Source organism: Nostoc sp. XA010, from assembly GCF_020829625.1.
Lineage (GTDB): Bacteria > Cyanobacteriota > Cyanobacteriia > Cyanobacteriales > Nostocaceae > Nostoc.
Window position 1 is genome coordinate 1 of sequence record NZ_JAIVFX010000008.1, and the last position, 16,953, is coordinate 16,953.

At 44.1% G+C, this 16,953-nt stretch carries 13 protein-coding genes; 8 read left to right on the plus strand and 5 right to left on the minus strand.

Going from position 1 to position 16,953, the window contains the following annotated elements:
* Positions 1-182: 182 nt before the first annotated feature.
* Positions 183-368 (plus strand): PCP reductase family protein, encoded by a 186-nt coding sequence (locus tag LC608_RS13875; RefSeq protein WP_190914277.1) that lies wholly within the window; start codon positions 183-185, stop codon positions 366-368.
* Positions 369-389: 21 nt separating this feature from the next.
* The gene (locus LC608_RS13880) at positions 390-1,046 is read left to right on the plus strand and encodes a Uma2 family endonuclease (protein WP_229554107.1); all 657 of its coding nucleotides are present in this window, start codon (positions 390-392) and stop codon (positions 1,044-1,046) included.
* A gap of 20 nt (positions 1,047-1,066) precedes the next feature.
* On the opposite strand, the gene LC608_RS13885 is transcribed toward LC608_RS13880, so the two are convergent.
* Both LC608_RS13885 and LC608_RS13890 read right to left on the minus strand, forming a co-directional pair.
* Positions 1,067-1,903, minus strand: a complete 837-nt coding sequence (locus LC608_RS13885; RefSeq protein ID WP_229554108.1) for an SWIM zinc finger family protein — start codon at positions 1,901-1,903, stop codon at positions 1,067-1,069.
* A gap of 177 nt (positions 1,904-2,080) precedes the next feature.
* Positions 2,081-4,294, minus strand: a complete 2,214-nt coding sequence (locus LC608_RS13890) for a tetratricopeptide repeat protein (protein ID WP_229554109.1) — start codon at positions 4,292-4,294, stop codon at positions 2,081-2,083.
* Positions 4,295-4,470: 176 nt separating this feature from the next.
* On the opposite strand from LC608_RS13890, the gene LC608_RS13895 reads away from it, so the two are divergent.
* Positions 4,471-4,749, plus strand: a complete 279-nt coding sequence (locus tag LC608_RS13895; RefSeq protein WP_229554110.1) for a hypothetical protein — start codon at positions 4,471-4,473, stop codon at positions 4,747-4,749.
* Between the two features lie 26 nt (positions 4,750-4,775).
* On the opposite strand, the gene LC608_RS13900 is transcribed toward LC608_RS13895, so the two are convergent.
* Positions 4,776-5,798: a caspase family protein gene (locus tag LC608_RS13900; protein WP_229554111.1), complete on the minus strand. Its 1,023-nt coding sequence runs from the start codon at positions 5,796-5,798 to the stop codon at positions 4,776-4,778.
* A gap of 251 nt (positions 5,799-6,049) precedes the next feature.
* Positions 6,050-9,346: a DEAD/DEAH box helicase gene (locus LC608_RS13905; RefSeq protein WP_229554112.1), complete on the minus strand. Its 3,297-nt coding sequence runs from the start codon at positions 9,344-9,346 to the stop codon at positions 6,050-6,052.
* A gap of 131 nt (positions 9,347-9,477) precedes the next feature.
* On the opposite strand from LC608_RS13905, the gene LC608_RS13910 reads away from it, so the two are divergent.
* The 4 genes from LC608_RS13910 (at position 9,478) to LC608_RS13925 (ending at position 14,479) form a co-directional block, all read left to right on the plus strand.
* Positions 9,478-10,023 (plus strand): GNAT family N-acetyltransferase, encoded by a 546-nt coding sequence (locus LC608_RS13910; RefSeq protein ID WP_229554113.1) that lies wholly within the window; start codon positions 9,478-9,480, stop codon positions 10,021-10,023.
* Between the two features lie 101 nt (positions 10,024-10,124).
* Positions 10,125-12,281 carry a polyribonucleotide nucleotidyltransferase gene (locus tag LC608_RS13915; RefSeq protein ID WP_229554114.1) on the plus strand — a complete coding sequence of 719 codons (2,157 nt, stop codon included), beginning with the start codon at positions 10,125-10,127 and terminating at the stop codon, positions 12,279-12,281.
* Positions 12,282-12,620: 339 nt separating this feature from the next.
* Entirely contained in the window at positions 12,621-13,982 is a 1,362-nt protein-coding gene (ovoA, locus tag LC608_RS13920) for a 5-histidylcysteine sulfoxide synthase (RefSeq protein ID WP_229554115.1), read from the plus strand.
* A gap of 2 nt (positions 13,983-13,984) precedes the next feature.
* Positions 13,985-14,479, plus strand: a complete 495-nt coding sequence (locus tag LC608_RS13925; protein ID WP_229554116.1) for a DUF427 domain-containing protein — start codon at positions 13,985-13,987, stop codon at positions 14,477-14,479.
* A gap of 151 nt (positions 14,480-14,630) precedes the next feature.
* On the opposite strand, the gene ilvC is transcribed toward LC608_RS13925, so the two are convergent.
* On the minus strand, positions 14,631-15,626 hold the full coding sequence (gene ilvC / locus LC608_RS13930; RefSeq protein WP_193948847.1) for a ketol-acid reductoisomerase: 996 nt from the start codon (positions 15,624-15,626) through the stop codon (positions 14,631-14,633).
* Between the two features lie 314 nt (positions 15,627-15,940).
* Between ilvC and LC608_RS13935 the strand changes: the two genes are divergently transcribed.
* Positions 15,941-16,867, plus strand: a complete 927-nt coding sequence (locus LC608_RS13935) for a DUF4349 domain-containing protein (RefSeq protein WP_229554117.1) — start codon at positions 15,941-15,943, stop codon at positions 16,865-16,867.
* The last annotated feature ends 86 nt before the right edge of the window (positions 16,868-16,953 follow it).

Below are 16,953 nucleotides of genomic sequence, written 5' to 3' on the forward strand. Positions count from 1 at the left end.
AAAGTTTAGTTAAAAACTTTGATCGGACACTCGCTCGTGCCAATGCCAAGCTCAAGCTTTGTTTTATCAGATTGATGCTCAGAAGACTAGCCGCTAGCTAGAAAAAAGATATTAAATGGGTTCTATAGGAAAATTAATCATCTATTGATTAAAGTGAGCGACTTACCAAGGTAATTAATACTATGAGTGATTCCAATTTTATTGATGCTTTGCGATGGACATCTGAAGCTAAAGAAAAGTTACAAAATATTCCCTTTTTTGTCCGCTCTCAAGCTAAAGCCAGAATTGAACAGTTGGCCCGTGAAGCAGGTCAAGAGGTTGTGACAGCGAATTTGGTAGAACAGGCTAGGCTTGAGTTTGGACAATAAAACATTCTGGAGGTCGTAACAATGACAGTCGCCAAGAATCGAGCAGACCGAGTAATGCTTTATGACATTAGCTGGCAACAGTTTGAAAATCTTCTAAAAGACTTAGGAGAGCATCGGGCAGCAAGGTTAGCTTACGATCGCACTACTTTGGAAATTATGACACCTTTACCTGAACACGAACATTACAAAGAGGTGATTAGTATTGCAGTTCAAGACATCGCTGAAGAGTTGGCTATAGACTATGAAAGTTATGGCTCGACTACTTGGAAGCGAGAAAGCCGAATGGCAGGGGTAGAATCAGATAATTGCTTCTATTTCCAGAATGAAGCTACGGTTCGGGGTAGATTGGATCTGGATTTGAAACAAGACCCACCGCCTGATTTGGCACTGGAAATTGATATTACCAATAAATCTCTAAATCGTTTTCCCATTTATGCCCGCCTGGGAGTACCAGAACTCTGGTGTTATGACTCCGGTGAACTCAAGATTTATCTCCTGCAAAATGGGGAATATGTCGAGTCAGAGAACAGTCTAGTGTTTCCTACTTTAGCAATTCGATATCTGCCAAAACTCATTGAGCAAAATCGGGCAGATGGGAGACGGGCAATTCGTCAGGCGGTGCGCGAATGGGTGAGAAAAGGCGGAAAAGGTGAACTATCTAGTCAATATAATTCATAATTACGAATTACGAATTACGATCAGCTTGCTCCCACATTCATTGCTGTTAAAAAAGCCTTCTGGCTCACATCTCTGTAAACTGTATTCAAATGCTTCATTACCACATCGCTGGAAGTTGAATTTACTGCATTTTCCTCTTCCTTCGCTAAGGGTATTGCTCCTAAAACATCTAATACCATTTCGCTGGTAGACGGCGCAATCACTACTAATGATGACTCTAATGGCTCATTGTATTGCCAGAAAGAGCCAATTTTTACTGAGTATTTCTTGTTAGGAATTGACTGTTGAATATCGGGCGTTTCTGTGGTATTAGGTTTAATCTTGGCACTACGTAATTGACGTAAATCGCTGATAATTTGCTCTTTGGTGCGTCCGCGCAATTGAAATAGTACAAAGGGGTCTTCACTGAAGCGATCGCCTAACTGATAGTACAGCGCACCAATGTGTTTACAGGGATTTGCTTTATCAGGACAAGAGCATTTACTCTGGACATCACCAAGGGTAAATGGAAATATCGAAAGACCATTTGCGGTAAATACTTCTTCTATATTTTGTGGCATTTCTCCTGCTAGTAATTTTGCAGCAAAAATTGCCCTTTGGGACATGGTTTCAATTACATAACCCCACTGTTCATCACTAAAAGGTTCAAGGGAAAGGGAAACTTTATAAGGTTCTACTTCACTACCTTGCACCCTAGCTAATACTTTTGCTCCTTTAAATTCAATACTCAAAACATTTCCTTGACGAGCATAGTTTCTCGCACGTTCTAAACGCTTTTTAAAACGATAGGAATCTAGCAAATCTAGCCATTGTTGTGACCACCATTCTCGACTTGCTTGTAATGTGTAATTAGTCATAAGTCAATTTAAAATTTAAAATTATGCAATGGATAGGTTGATCTCGTTTTGTGACAGTTACCTCAGACTATAGCGTTTATGGCTGGAAACATATCAGTTTCGCAAATATACGCCTACAGAGCGGAAGTCTGGGACTACACAGAGATGTAAAACCTTGAATTAATTACGAATTACAAATTATTCCATCCCCACTTTGCGCTGCAACCGCTCAACCAATTGGCGCAAAAAATCCAAGTTCCGAGAGCGCAGGCGCTCTCGGATTTCCAGGGCAGCCTGTGCCAAGGGTAGCGCCTCTGCGTAGCGCCCTTCTTCCTCCAGAACTCGTGCCAGACCAGATTGAGCATGAGCTACCGAGTTTTGCTGTCCTAGTTCCTGGGCCAAGGCTAACTCACGCTGATACAAGGGGCGGGCTTCTGTAGGGCGGTTGCGGTTAAGGGCTAGAAGTCCCAGGTGGCCGTAAGAATCTGCTTGTTTTTCTTTATTTCCTAGTTTTTCTTCTATCACCAATCCTTGCTTAAAGTAGGACTCAGCACGATCATATTGTCCCTGTGATCGCCCAAATCTTCCCAGATCGGTGAGAACGATCGCCTCTCTCTTCTCATTTCCCAACTTTCGGTAAATTACTAACGCCTCCTGGTACAGCCGCTCCGCCTCAGCCCAATCCTGGCGTTGCTCTGCAATCACTCCTTGCACACGGGTTGAAAAAGCCTTATCCTCAAAGTTGCCTCCCTGTTCCATCATCTCTTTCATCTGATCTGCCGAACTTGCTGTTCGATCTGTGTCCGCACGTTGGCACTGAATCCAGGCAACATGATACGCACCCCAGCCAGCATCGCTCCACTGATCCAGCGCCTTTCCTGCCTGATATCGCCACTCAGCCAAGCGCACCCACTCATCCCAGTAGCCTCGAAACCGGAGGAAGTTAGACAAAGCATTTTCCAAATCGATGAGCATCTGGGCAGCTTGTTGGTCTTTCTGTGTACCGGGGATACCTGCCATCTCCCACAAGGTTGTCGCCACGCCCTCTAGATTCTGCCACTCAGCTTCCAGGTTGTCATGGGTCTGATAGGCATCTTTGTCCTCACCCCCGTACTTCTGGGCAAAGTCCACCCAGTAGCGCAGAACTTTCCTTTGGGCAGCAGAGTCAAACCGAATTCCACTTAGGGGTGCAGTCCCAACAGTATCCGTTCCGTCCACAGCTGCCAGGATATATGTGCGAGTGAGGGGGTGTAGGCCAAACCGTTCTCCATCCAAATCATTCACCAAAGATAGAGTTACCAGCCGTTCTAAAGAAACTTGGATCTCGGTTATGGCTAAATCCGTAGCATCTGCCAATGCTGAGGTTTTTGCTGGTGTCAGGAATACAACTAGGGCACACAACACTGTGCGATCATTTCCAGAGAGAGTTTGGGCAGCATCGGCAAACAGAAACCCGTAGAGATCGGGGGATTTGGCAGCATTCCGCAACCGCTCTAGGGCAACACTGATGGAGTAGCCTTTGTCTGCCACCTGTCCTAATGTCCAATCCAGCGCTAGGGGATTGCCACCAGAGGCTTCATATAAAGCGGTCAATATCTCTGGCTTTGTGGCGTTTAGTTCCTGGGCTAGGCGGGGGTGCGATCTTCCCTTCTCTGTCATTAATTCCAAAGCTTCTGCCTCTAAGAGACGATCTAAGCGGATGGTGACAGCGCTTTCCCCAGTACGGCGGCGGCTGGTGATGATGGCTTTGTTGGGGGTGGGCAGTTTCCGCACAAACTCGGCAATCATATCGCGTTCTTCTGCATTCAGCGTTTCCAAGTTGTCCCAAATCAACAGGGTGCGCCGTCCCCGCAGAGCATCCAGAAGGGCGCGGCGGCGTTCTGTGGCATCAGTCATTTTCACAATGTCTGTCTGTCCTAACCCCTTGGCAAATTCCCGGCAGAAGCTATCGAGAGAAGACAAAGCAAGGGTTTCTTCCCGCACTCCTTCAGCTGAAAGCCAGGTAGTCTTGGCAGAAACAAACAGGTAGGCATCAAACAAGGCTTGCTCACGGGCTAGGTGTGCTACCTCCAGCGCTAACGCCGTTTTGCCCATACCACCAATACCATCGATCGTCACACCCCAACCGCGTTCCTCTGGTGAAAGTGCCTCCAAACAACGGGCGATTTCTTGTTTTCGCCCCACAAACACATCGTTATAGCGGGGCAGGTTATCGGGCAGACTTTCCGGGCGTTGTCCCTGCAACTGGCTTAATCGTGCCTCTAAGCTAGTGACTTCTTTTTGTTTTTCTTCTAGTTCTATTACTAAGTCCGGCGGAATTCTAATCCCATAACTAGCTTTTTCCTCCTCTATTATCTGGAGGGCGCGACGAGCGCGGTTGAGAGTTCGCTGTAATGGTTCTTGATTATCCATAATGTTATATAAAAAATAAATCTAATATTAATACGCTGCAAACTATGGAGATCCCCCTAAATCCCCCTTAAAAAGGGGGACTTTAAGAAACTCTCTTGCCCCCTTTTTAAGGGGGGTTGGGGGGATCAAAAGCCTGTGGGGTAACTTTAGTCTTTCACAGTATCCCTCAAAACTCGGTGGTTCGTGTTCAGAACTCGGCAGTTGGTGTTCAGAACTCGGCAGTTGGTGTTCGCAACTCGGCAGTTGGTGTTCAGAACTCGGCAGTTGGTGTTCGCAACTCGGCAGTTGGTGTTCGCAACTCGGCAGTTGGTGTTCGCAACTCGGCGGTTCGTGTTCGGAACTCGGCAGTTGGTGTTCAGAACTCGGCAGTTCATGTTCGGAACTCGGCAATTGGTGTTCAGAACTCGGCAGTTCATGTTCGGAACTCGGCAGTTGGTGTTCAGAACTCGGAATGAGAAAAATCATCGTCGGATATATTTGCTTAATCCAATCCTGTTCTTTGATGCCGGGACTCTAATTCAGTTACCTGGCGACGTTTCTCTTCTAATTCAATCTGCAAATCCACTGGAATACGAATGCCAAAGGAAGCAGCTTGTTCTTCCAAAATTGCTAAGGCTCGTTTTGCTCTTGCTAATGCAGGTGTTACAACTTGTTGATCGGTCATAATTTGCAAATCTGAGACTGTGGTTGAGTTTGCTAGCCCCTTCCCTCCTCGCAGCATGGCAATAGGAAAATCTTCCATCGCCGTATCAAAAAATGGAGTCTGTTCTGCCTGACGTTGAGTTCTGGCACTCTCTGGAACGGTTTTACCCAAATGATTGATCAGATTTGAGAGCATAACTTTGGAATCCCCTGGTTGATTAGCCGCTCCCCGCAATGCCTCAATTAGATGATAAGTATACAGACTCATGGTTTTATCAGGACGTATCCAAGAAACCTGATTGCCTCTGGAGGACGTAAACACCGCCCTTCCTTCGCCCTGCTTCAAGGCATCGACTACACCCTTGGGCAATGCCGTAGCGATAAAATCAGCAGGTAGTTCGCCTTTAGAAGTAGCCATACCCTCTGCATGACAACTATCAATTACCACCCACAACCGCTTTGCTTGAATCTGCCGCAAAGCTTGAGTAAATTCTTGGGCAGATAGAGCGGTGTTAGCAATGTCTGTGGAATTGAAGTCATGTTGCAGCAAATAATAACACTGACTTGATAAATCAAAGCACCCATGACCAGAGTAAAAAACTACAATTGTTGCATCTTTATCGGCAGCAGCCTTTTCCTTTAACCACGTTAATCCATCCAAAATTGCGCTGCGCGTTGTCTGTTGATTCTGCAATAACCGAATATGTTCTGAATCATCCAGATAGGCACACAAGTTTGGATCGGTTAACACTGTTTTCAAAGCTTGCACATCTTTAACTGTGACAGGCAATGAATATCGAGATTCGGCTGTTGTGCCAACCCCAATTAACAATGCATAACCGTGGGCAAAGTGATTCGACATGATGGCACAGGGTAAGGAAAAAGGTGTGATATTTTTCAATATCGCATATTTAATCTAGTGGTTCATCGCGTTAATTATCAGGGGTTGAGAGATGGAACCGCATTCGCGTTGGCGTCTCCCCTTGGGAGAAGGGCGCATTCGCGCAGCGTCTCGTCAGAGAAGAGCGCAAAGGAAGAACAATTAAGAATGAGTTCACTTTGTAGTGGGTGGCTCTAACCCTAAATTCAAGGACTAAAGTCCTTACTACAAACTTATTCTGCATCATCGTCAATTACTGCACTGCGATCAAGTAGTAGTAAGTTGCGAAGTTGGTCTGTATCCATTTCAGTTAACCACTCTTCTCCAGCACCTACAACTTGTTCAGCTAGTTGTTTTTTACTTTCAATCATGTCATGAATTTTTTCTTCTAAAGTACCAGTACAAACAAATTTATGTACTTGCACATTCCGGGTTTGACCAATGCGAAATACTCTATCTGTGGCTTGATTTTCCACGGCTGGATTCCACCATCTATCAAAGTGGAATACATGATTTGCTCGTGTTAAATTCAGCCCTACTCCACCCGCTTTCAGAGAAAGAATCATAATTGGAGGGCCTTGAGGATCGTGTTGGAAACGGTCGATCATTTCCTCTCTTTGTTTTTTACTCGTACTGCCATATAAAAAGAATATTTCTCGTCCTAGCTGTTTTTCTAAATAGGGTTTAAGTAATTTACCCCACTCAGCAAATTGTGTAAAGATTAAAGCGCGATCGCTTTCTGCTAAAACTTCTTCTAACATTTCTTCTAGCCGCAGAAGTTTGGCTGAATTATGTTGCTCTAATGTCGCCTGCTTCAAGTATTGTGCTGGGTGATTGCAGATTTGTTTTAGTTTGATTAGTAACGCCAAAATCATCCCCCGACGTTGCAATCCTTCAGCAGATTCTATCTCTACTAAAGATTGTTCTACAACTTGTTGATAAAGTGCAGCTTGTTCACCAGTTAGACCGCAAAATACGGTCATTTCTTGCTTATCTGGTAAGTCTTGAATGATGTCGCGATCGCTTTTCAATCGCCGCAGTATAAATGGTTGCACTAATGAACGTAACTGAGTCAAAGAAGCAGTATCACCATACTTTTCTATTGGCATGGCAAACCGACGCTGGAAAAATTGCTTATTGCCTAAATATCCAGGATTGAGAAAATCTAAAATAGACCATAGTTCTTGCAGCCTATTTTCTACTGGTGTCCCCGTCAACGCAATCCGAAATGTCGCTTCTAATTCCCGCACTGCTTTTGACTGCTTCGCCTCTGGGTTTTTCACATTCTGAGCTTCATCTAAAACAATTATCTGCCAAGAGACACTTTGCAATGATTTTATATCTCGATGAAGCAGTGAGTAGCTGGTGACGATTAAATCGTGCTTTTTCACTGCTTCTAAAAACGCTTTTCCTTTTGGGCGTTTGTCACCGTGATATTGCAAAATTTTCAGGCTTGGTGCAAATTTATTGACTTCCCTTTCCCAGTTGCCTAAAACAGAAGTTGGGCAAACTAATAGTGTTGGATTTTCTAATGCATCTTGTTCTTTGAGATGTAGCAAAAAAGCAATAAACTGAATAGTTTTACCGAGTCCCATGTCGTCTGCGAGACACGCACCCAAGCCCCAACGTTCCAAGAAGGACAGCCAAGCAGCGCCACGTTCTTGATAAGGTCGCAACTGCCCTTTAAAGCCTGCTGGTGTCGGTAAAGGTGCGATCGCTTGATTATTGTTTAGCGCTCCAATCAACTCTTGCAATGCCCCAGATGCCTCAAAGCTAACCACTGGTAATTTTTCAATTACCTGGGTATCCCCTGTACTGAAACGCAAGGCATCTTCCAAGGAAAGCGCCATTTGGTCTTTGCGAGTGGTAAAAAATGTTTGGGCTGTCTTAATGTCTTGAGGCCGCAATTCAACCCACTCGCCGTTAATTTCTACTAGCGGACTATTTAAAGCCACAAGTTTATCAAACTCAGCTTTAGAAATAGTTTGTCCGCCAATTGCCAATTGCCATTGGAAATTTAGTAGACTTTGCAATCCTAAACGTCCCTGCTTTTTCTTTGGGGTTTCGGCAGTAATTTTCAAACCCAAACGGTTTGCCCATCCTTCGCGGTTCGCTAAACTAGGGGGCAAAATTACTCCCAAACCACTGTCTTCTAACCTCCAAGCTACAGCCTTGATAAACTCATAAGCTTGCATGGGGGTGATACGAGAAAATTGGGGATATTCGGTTTCAAAACTGGCTACTATTGTTGGATATAATCGGGAAGCTAGCCCCAAACCTCGCAAAAATGTTTCCTGTGGTTGCTCAATTGTCCGATTTTCATAAACCAATCGTTCAACTGGATTGTTCCAAATAGTTGCCGCATCTACCAAAAACTCAGGAGCATCAGCTGCTTGCAAATAATACACCAATGTCCAATCTGTTTCGCCAGACTCTGGAGAACGCAGTTGAAAACAGGTACGAAATAGAGTTTTAAGAGTTAATTGGTATTGTAGCGGCATAGTCCAAGCCTTTAATGCCGCTTCCAGTCGTTCCACTTCAATTGCATCTGCATTAACTGTATGAGATGCATTAGTTAAAGCTTGCAACCACTGTCGCACCCCACCTGCTAAAGATGCCATCGCCTTAGCTTCCATTGGAGGCTGAGAACCCACCATTCCTCGCACTTGGGCATCTATCGTACTGTTAAGGAATCCCAGCAACAATTCTTGAGGTTCGGTAGGGAAGTTTACTGCTAGGTGAGGGAATGAGGAGGATTTTGCTCCCCCTGCTCCCTGCTCTCCTGCTTCTTCCCCACTCCCCACTCCCTCTTGATAAGTCCGACAAACCAACGGCATATTTGCAGAAAATCTTTCTAGACGGGTTCCATCTACAGCACTGTCTAGAAGTACTTGCCATTTGGCAGCAAATGCACCATCTGATTGACGGCCAATTGTTGGTAAAAACTTACACCGTGAGATTAAATCTAAATTCCACCGGGCAACTTGCGACCAAAAACGTAAATCTCCTCCTAAAAAGGCATCTTCTCCGTTAGCAGCATTTAGGGGAACAGCCGCAAGAAATTTTACTGCTTCGCTGGGGTTGAGACAAAAACCTTCAACTCGCCACGGTTGCAAATATTGTGGGGAGTCTGTGTCTAGCCCCAAACTGGCAGAATGTACAGGGAAAATCGCTGTTGTTTCTTCGTTACTGCCTTCTGGGATATAAGTTGGTACGGCAATGATTTGGGAATACGTTGGTAAACTGATCTCAGTGGTAGTGGCGGCTTTGCGCGTTCGTCCAGTTGTAGCGATGGCTTTGCTTGCCGCAGGCATCGCTACTTGGGGTTGCTGCATGAAGTTGGTAATCGCCATGTTCTGGGAACGCAACCACTCATTCAACTCAACTGATGTCATCGCCAATGGATGTAGTGGTGTATCTCCAGAACCATTAGGCTCGAAATTCACTCGTGGCGATCGCCAAGTTTCTCCCCAAATAAATAAACAACCATTTTGATTTTTTAGTAACCAATTACAGTGTAAAATCGCCATTTTCTAACTACTTAGATTTCCCAAATTTCAAGAATCAAAACCGCAATTATTCTACTTTTTGCATCTTCTCAAGAAGATTTTTAACTAAAAATTACATATAATTAATTTATTTAATATCAAGATTATTAATAATGATTTTTCCTATAGTTAAAGTTTTAAAAAGCGGGATAATAGTTGAACTAGATTATATGCATCCTCAAGAACAGGAGGTTGTAAGAGCATTACTCAATGTTGTAATTGTTGAGGGTAAAACTTATCCCCAAAAGGAACCTCTATCTCAGACAGAATTTTCAGCTTACTGGTTGAGTAAGGATGCCTTTGTTGTCAGGACATCTGTTCAGAATGCTACACACAAACCAAAAGAAATATTAGGGGCGTTTTATTTAAAACCAAACTTCCCCGGTCGGTGTTGCCATATTTGCAACGCTGGTTTTATTGTACAACCTGGGTTACGTGGTCAGGGAATCGGGCGGTTCATGGGAGAGGCAATGCTCTTGATAGCAGCAAACCTTGGCTACGAAGCAGTAATGTTCAATTTGGTCTTTGAAACTAATATACCTTCAATTACACTTTGGCAGTCGTTAGGATTTGAGATCATTGGGCGCATTCCGCGTGCGGCGAAGCTAGAGGATGAACAAATGGTAGACGCGCTGATCATATATCGGGCTTTAGGTTGAACTACTTATCTATCTTTGTATGTACTAGAAGCCAGTCATAGTGCATAAATGTTAGGATTGCCACAGAAAGAGAATAGCGAAAGAGAAGGAAAAAAAACTGAATGGCAGAAGTTGATAAGTCAATATCCTTCGATGGAAGGGATATTCGACTGAAAGTAGGCCTACTAGCTCCCCAGGCTGGTGGGTCGGTTTTGATAGAATCAGGGGATACATCCGTTTTAGTGACGGCTACGCGATCGCAAGCCAGAGAAGGCATTGATTTTCTTCCGCTCACAGTAGATTATGAAGAAAGGCTATATGCTGCTGGTAGGATTCCGGGAGGGATCATGCGCCGAGAAGGTCGTCCACCAGAAAAAACAATTCTCACCAGCCGTCTAATAGACCGCCCCATGCGTCCCCTGTTCCCTTCATGGCTACGGGATGACCTGCAAATTATTGCCTTAACGCTGTCGATGGACGAGTTAGTTCCACCCGATGTGTTAGCAGTTACAGGCGCTTCAATCGCTACCCTGATTGCCCAAATTCCTTTTAATGGGCCAATGGCAGCAGTGCGGGTTGGTTTAGTGGGAGATGATTTCATTATTAACCCCACTTATGCCGAAACTGAAGCTGGAGACTTGGATCTGATAGTAGCAGGTTCACCACATGGCGTGATCATGGTGGAAGCGGGAGCCAATCAGTTGCCAGAGCGAGATATTCTCGAGGCGATTGACTTTGGTTATGAAGCAGTACGGGACTTAATCAAAGCGCAGCAAGATTTAATTGCAGAACTGGGTTTGGTAATAGTGCAAGAAGCACCACCAGAAGTAGACCAGACTCTGGAAAATTATATCCGCGATCGCGCTAACGGCCAGATTAAGAAAATCTTGTCTCAATTTAGTTTCACCAAACCGGAACGCGATGCAGCTTTAGATGTCGTCAAGGATGAAATTGCCGCGACGATTAGCGAACTGCCAGAAGAAGACCCAATTCGAGTTGCCGCAACTGCAAATAAGAAGGCACTTGGTAACACTTTTAAAGATATTACCAAACACTTCATGCGGCGACAAATCATTGAAGATAACGTCCGCGTTGATGGTCGTAAACTCGATCAAGTGCGTCCCGTTTCTTGTTTAGTTGATGTTTTACCAAAGCGAGTTCACGGTAGCGGTTTATTTAACCGGGAACTAACTCAGGTATTATCCACTTGTACTCTGGGTACACCTGGGGATGCTCAAAACCTTAACGATGACATGCAGCTAGATCAGCACAAGCGTTATCTGCATCATTACAACTTCCCGCCTTTCTCAGTCGGGGAAACCAAGCCAATGCGGGCCCCAGGAAGGCGCGAAATTGGTCACGGCGCATTAGCAGAACGAGCGCTAATCCCTGTGCTACCGTCAAAAGAAGATTTTCCCTACGTGATTCGCATCGTATCGGAAGTACTTTCCTCAAACGGTTCCACTTCAATGGGTTCAGTGTGCGGTTCCACCCTAGCTCTGATGGATGCTGGTGTACCAATTATCAAACCCGTCAGTGGTGCAGCAATGGGTCTGATTAAGGATGGGGACGAAGTGCGAATCCTCACCGATATTCAGGGCATTGAAGACTTTTTGGGCGACATGGACTTCAAAGTTGCTGGTACAGATACCGGGATTACCGCCTTGCAAATGGATATGAAAATCTCCGGTTTGTCGTTGGAGGTTATTTCTCAAGCGGTTCACCAAGCTAAAGCAGCCCGGTTGCACATTCTGGAGAAAATGCTCGCCTGCATTGACACGCCACGGACTGAAACCTCACCTTATGCCCCACGTCTGTTAACAATCAAGATTGATTCAGACATGATTGGTCTGGTCATCGGCCCTGGAGGCAAGACGATTAAGGGAATTACAGAGGAAACTGGTGCTAAAATTGACATCGAAGATGATGGCACCGTGACAATTTCGGCTGTGGATGAGAGCAAGGCCAAGAGAGCCAGAAACATCATCCAGGGTATGACCCGCAAGCTGCACGAAGGGGATGTCTACGCAGGACGCATCACTCGGATTATACCGATAGGTGCATTTGTGGAATTTCTGCCTGGAAAAGAAGGGATGATTCACATCTCACAACTAGCTGACTACCGCGTTGGCAAAGTTGAAGATGAAGTAGCGGTGGGCGATGAAGTGATTATCAAAGTGCGCGAAATTGATAACAAAGGTCGGATTAATCTCACCCGCTTGGGTATCCACCCAGATCAAGCAACAGCAGCACGGGAAGCGGCGGCGGTGAATCGGTAACTCGATTTGGGATTTTAGATTAGATAAAATCTAAAATCCGCGATGCCTACTGTGAAGGCATCGCCGTATGCTTCTCTAATTAGTTGCAATCTTAACTTGATAAAATAAAACAGTTAATATATGTTTTAACCTCGCCTATACTTGTTCAACGTGACTACATTATTTATATTATTTTGACAAGCTGTAATTAGAGTAATTTTAACTACACCTTTTATCTATTTACAAATTTAGTAAATTGTTTGATCATAACGACACAAGACGAAACGTAATTAACAACACTTTTTTGTAAGAAGTCGTAGTTTATGTAATTTTTCTGATGAATGTTCTGTCAAAAATATCATGAATTTAGTTCAAACGATAAATAAACTGACATCAACTCAAGTCCCCACACTCAATGATTGCAGTTCACAAAACCTGCTCAACTACTTTGAGAATTCTTGGGAACTTGAAGAAACACTCATGAAAAGTTTAGTCGGGGAAGAAACTTTTTATCTTAACCCCGATCCTTTAAGAAACCGGATAATTTTTTATCTTGGTCACTCAGCTGTTTTCTTCATCAATAAGTTAATTCGCGTTGGTTTAATCAAAGCTGGAATTAATTCACAATACGAAACCCTATTTGAAATTGGAGTTGATCCCCAAACACCGACAGAACTCGACGCAGCTATGCAAGGGGTTAGCTGGCCTGAGGTAGAAAAAGTTTGGCAATATCGAGACAAGGCGCGAGAAGCAATTACAAAAGTTATTCAAAATACTCCCCTGGATCTCCCAATTCATCAACAACATCCCTTCTGGGCTTTGCTGATGGGAATAGAACATAGTCGGATTCACTTTGAAACCTCGTCGATGCTAGTGCGTCAATTGCCTAGCGATCGCCTCAAACGTCCCCAAGGTTGGAATTACGCACCTAGTAAGGGTAACATTCCCAACAATGCAATGCGCCGGGTTCCTGGTGGTGTGGTGAAACTGGGAAAACCCAAGGATGATCTTACTTATGGTTGGGATAGCGAATATGGCGATCGCACTGTTGAAGTAAAACCGTTTTTAGCTAGCCAATATCTCATCACTAACGGCGAATATCTGAAATTTGTTCAAGCTGGTGGTTACAATAATCCAGACTACTGGAATGCTGAATCTTGGGATTGGAAACAACTCTACAACGTAGAACATCCCAAATTCTGGATACCCTTCCAGGATGGTTATCGCTATCGAGCCACATTCGACGAAATAGACTTACCCCTAGATTGGCCTGTAGAAGTAAATTACTACGAAGCGATCGCATTTTGTCGTTTTCAAGGCTCAGATATGCGCTTGATGACTGAAGCCGAATGGAATCAAGCGTTACTTATCTCTGAGGATAACCAGTTATCAAGTAACTATAATCTCAACTTAGAATTCATTTCCCCCAGCCCAGTGGGAATGTTCAAACCAGCTAATAGTGCTTCTGGACTTTACGATCTTAGAGGAAACGTCTGGGAATGGTTAGGGGACACATTCAACGCCCTACCAGGATTTCAACCTCATCCGCTTTACCAAGATCAAGCAGCACCGTTTTTTGATGATAAACATCAGATGATGCTTGGCGGTTCTTGGGCTACTAACGGTTCAATGGCATTACCAACCTATCGCAACTGGTTTCGTCCCTACTTTTATCAACACGCTGGTTTTAGAATTGCTCAAGATTTCAAAGGAGATTGTTGATAATGCGACCAAATCCTATCGTACCAGAATCCGGTCAAGAATCAGTTTGGGATTATCCCCGTCCGGCTCGTTTAGAAGATAGCAACAAATCAATTCGGATAATTTGTAATGGTGTTGTTTTAGCAGAAACAACTAAAGCTAAAAGAGTCTTAGAAACTAGCCATCCTCCTGTTTATTACCTTCCTTCTGAAGACATTAAACTAGAATATCTAATTGAAACACCTAAAAAAACTTGGTGTGAATGGAAAGGCAAGTGTCAATATTATGATATCAGCATCGGTGAAAAGTATATAAATAACGCTGCTTGGCGATATATTGAACCCACACCTGATTTTGTAACAATTCAAGAATACTATGCTTTTTACCCTAGTTTAATGGATGCTTGCTATGTAAATGATGAGCTAGTTATGTCTCAACCTGGCGATTTTTATGGGGGATGGATTACTGCTGATATTGTCGGGCCATTTAAAGGTAGCCTTGGAACAATGGGGTGGTAAGGGACTTCCAATTAAAAAAATAATCAATCGTTTTGAAAGGCAGGGGGAGAAAAAATTGGATAGCGGTTCCCACTCAGATGCGGTATAAGGTTATATCGCAAGATATAGGGGCACGGCATGCTGTGCCCCTATGGGTTACTTTCTCTTTTGCTTAAGCTTTTTTCAACCAGCTAAACATAGCGCGTAAATCTTTGCCGACTTCTTCAATTTTGTGTTCAGCTTCTTTGCGACGCATGGCGGTAAATCCTGGTTTACCAGCTTGGTTTTCTAGAACGAATTCTCGTGCAAATTGTCCAGATTGAATTTCGCTGAGAATCTTCTGCATTTCAGCTTTGGTTTGTTCAGTCACAATCCGCGGCCCACGAGTATAATCGCCATATTCAGCAGTGTTAGAAATGCTATCGCGCATTTTAGCTAAACCGCCTTCCACAACCAAGTCAACAATCAGCTTGACTTCATGCAGACATTCAAAATAAGCCAATTCTGGTTGATAACCAGCTTCTACCAAAGTTTCAAATCCGGCTTTGATTAAAGCACTCAAACCACCGCATAATACGGCTTGTTCGCCAAATAAATCTGTTTCGGTTTCTTCGCGGAAAGTCGTTTCGAGAACACCAGCGCGAGTACCACCGATACCTTTAGCATAAGACATGGCGCGATCGCGTGCCTGACCACTAGCATCTTGATAAACTGCAAACAGCGCTGGTACGCCTTCACCACCTTCATAAGTCCGTCGTACTAAATGCCCTGGCCCTTTAGGTGCTACCATCACCACATCTACGTTAGCAGGTGGTACAACTTGCCCAAAGTGAATATTGAAGCCGTGGGCAAAAGCTAATACATTCCCTTCTTCGAGATTTGGTTCAATCTCGTTTTTGTAAATCGTTTTTTGGACTTCATCAGGTAACAAAATCATGATGAAATCAGCAGCATTGGCAGCATCTGCAACATTTTTCACAGTTAACCCAGCTGCTTCAGCTTTTGCGACTGATTTGCTACCCGGATATAGTCCCACAATCACATTCAAACCACTATCTTTTAAATTGAGAGCGTGGGCATGACCTTGGGAACCATAGCCGATAATAGCAATAGTTTTTCCAGCCAAAAGGTCTAAATTGGCATCTTCGTCATAATACATCCGGGCCATAGAAGCATCTCCTGTCAGCAAGCATCGTCATCAATTGGCAGACTTACGATTGTACCCCAAAGTGAGTAACCACAGATGAAGTGTGAGACATTGAATTTATTCCTTTGGATTGGGGACTGGGGACTAGGCAATACGGTTCGGGTAACATGTTTATCTCTCGAAGATCCCCCCAACCCCTTTAAAAAGGTCGCCCCAGGCGGGTATTGAGGGACTAGGGACTAATGACAAACCCTGTTACATAAATTGCAACAATGCAGGCTTTGAGTTTTTCGTCAGCAATACTGGGGTTAACTTCATCCATCTAGGGGTAGATTATGTACGCTTCGACTAAATTACCGCGCACATCTGCTTTATTTGTGAGTGCGTTGTTAGGAGGGGTGATTTTCACCAGTTGCGCCTCTTCCGAACAGATGGCAAATAAGCAGTTACCTCGAATTGCAGCTGATGGCGCGGAAAATCCAGCATCTGCACCTGCTAGTGATAGCAGGATGTCCCAAAAGGCGGAAGCTGCACCAATAGCCCGTTCTCGTCCGCAACTCATCAAAAAGGCAGCAATATCTTTGACTGTCAACTCTGTAGATCAGACTATTGATGCTGTTTCGCAAATTATCAATAAACAGCAAGGGGATTTGATCGGGTTGAAACAACAACAACCCAAAACCGACAACCCGCGTTATACAGCAACAATACAATTGCGGATACCAGAGAACCTACTGGAATCTGCCCTGGAAGAACTAGCTAAATTAGGCACTGTTGAGAGTCGCAATATCACGGCAGAAGATGTGGGCGATCGCTTGGTCGATTTCCAAGCTAGATTAACTAATTTGCAAAAAACTGAAGCCAATTTGCAAAAAATTATGGATCGGGCGGGTTCTGTTAGAGATGTACTTAGTGTTGCTCAAGAACTAAGCAATGTCCGAGAAACTATAGAACAAATTAATGCCCAACTCAAAAGCCTACAAAATCAAGTTGCTTATTCCACTATTACGCTGAATTTACAAGCAGCAGTTTCTAGCACCAGTTCACAACCTGCCTTTGGTTTGCAAGTACAGGAGACTTGGAATAAATCTACCCACTCCCTTAGTTCATTTTCCGTTGGCTTACTCAAGCTGGGTATTTGGTTAATTGTTTACAGTCCCTATTTGTTAATTTTTGCTGCCCTTGTCTATGGCTTTAACCGTTGGCGGCGAACTCATTCACCACATTTAACACAAGCACCAGAATCAACTAGTTCTGAGTGAGCTTGCATAAATCCTACATCTACCGTTGATAAATCTACACAGGCAAAGAGTGATTCAAATATTGCCAACTCTTATTGTCTGAACCT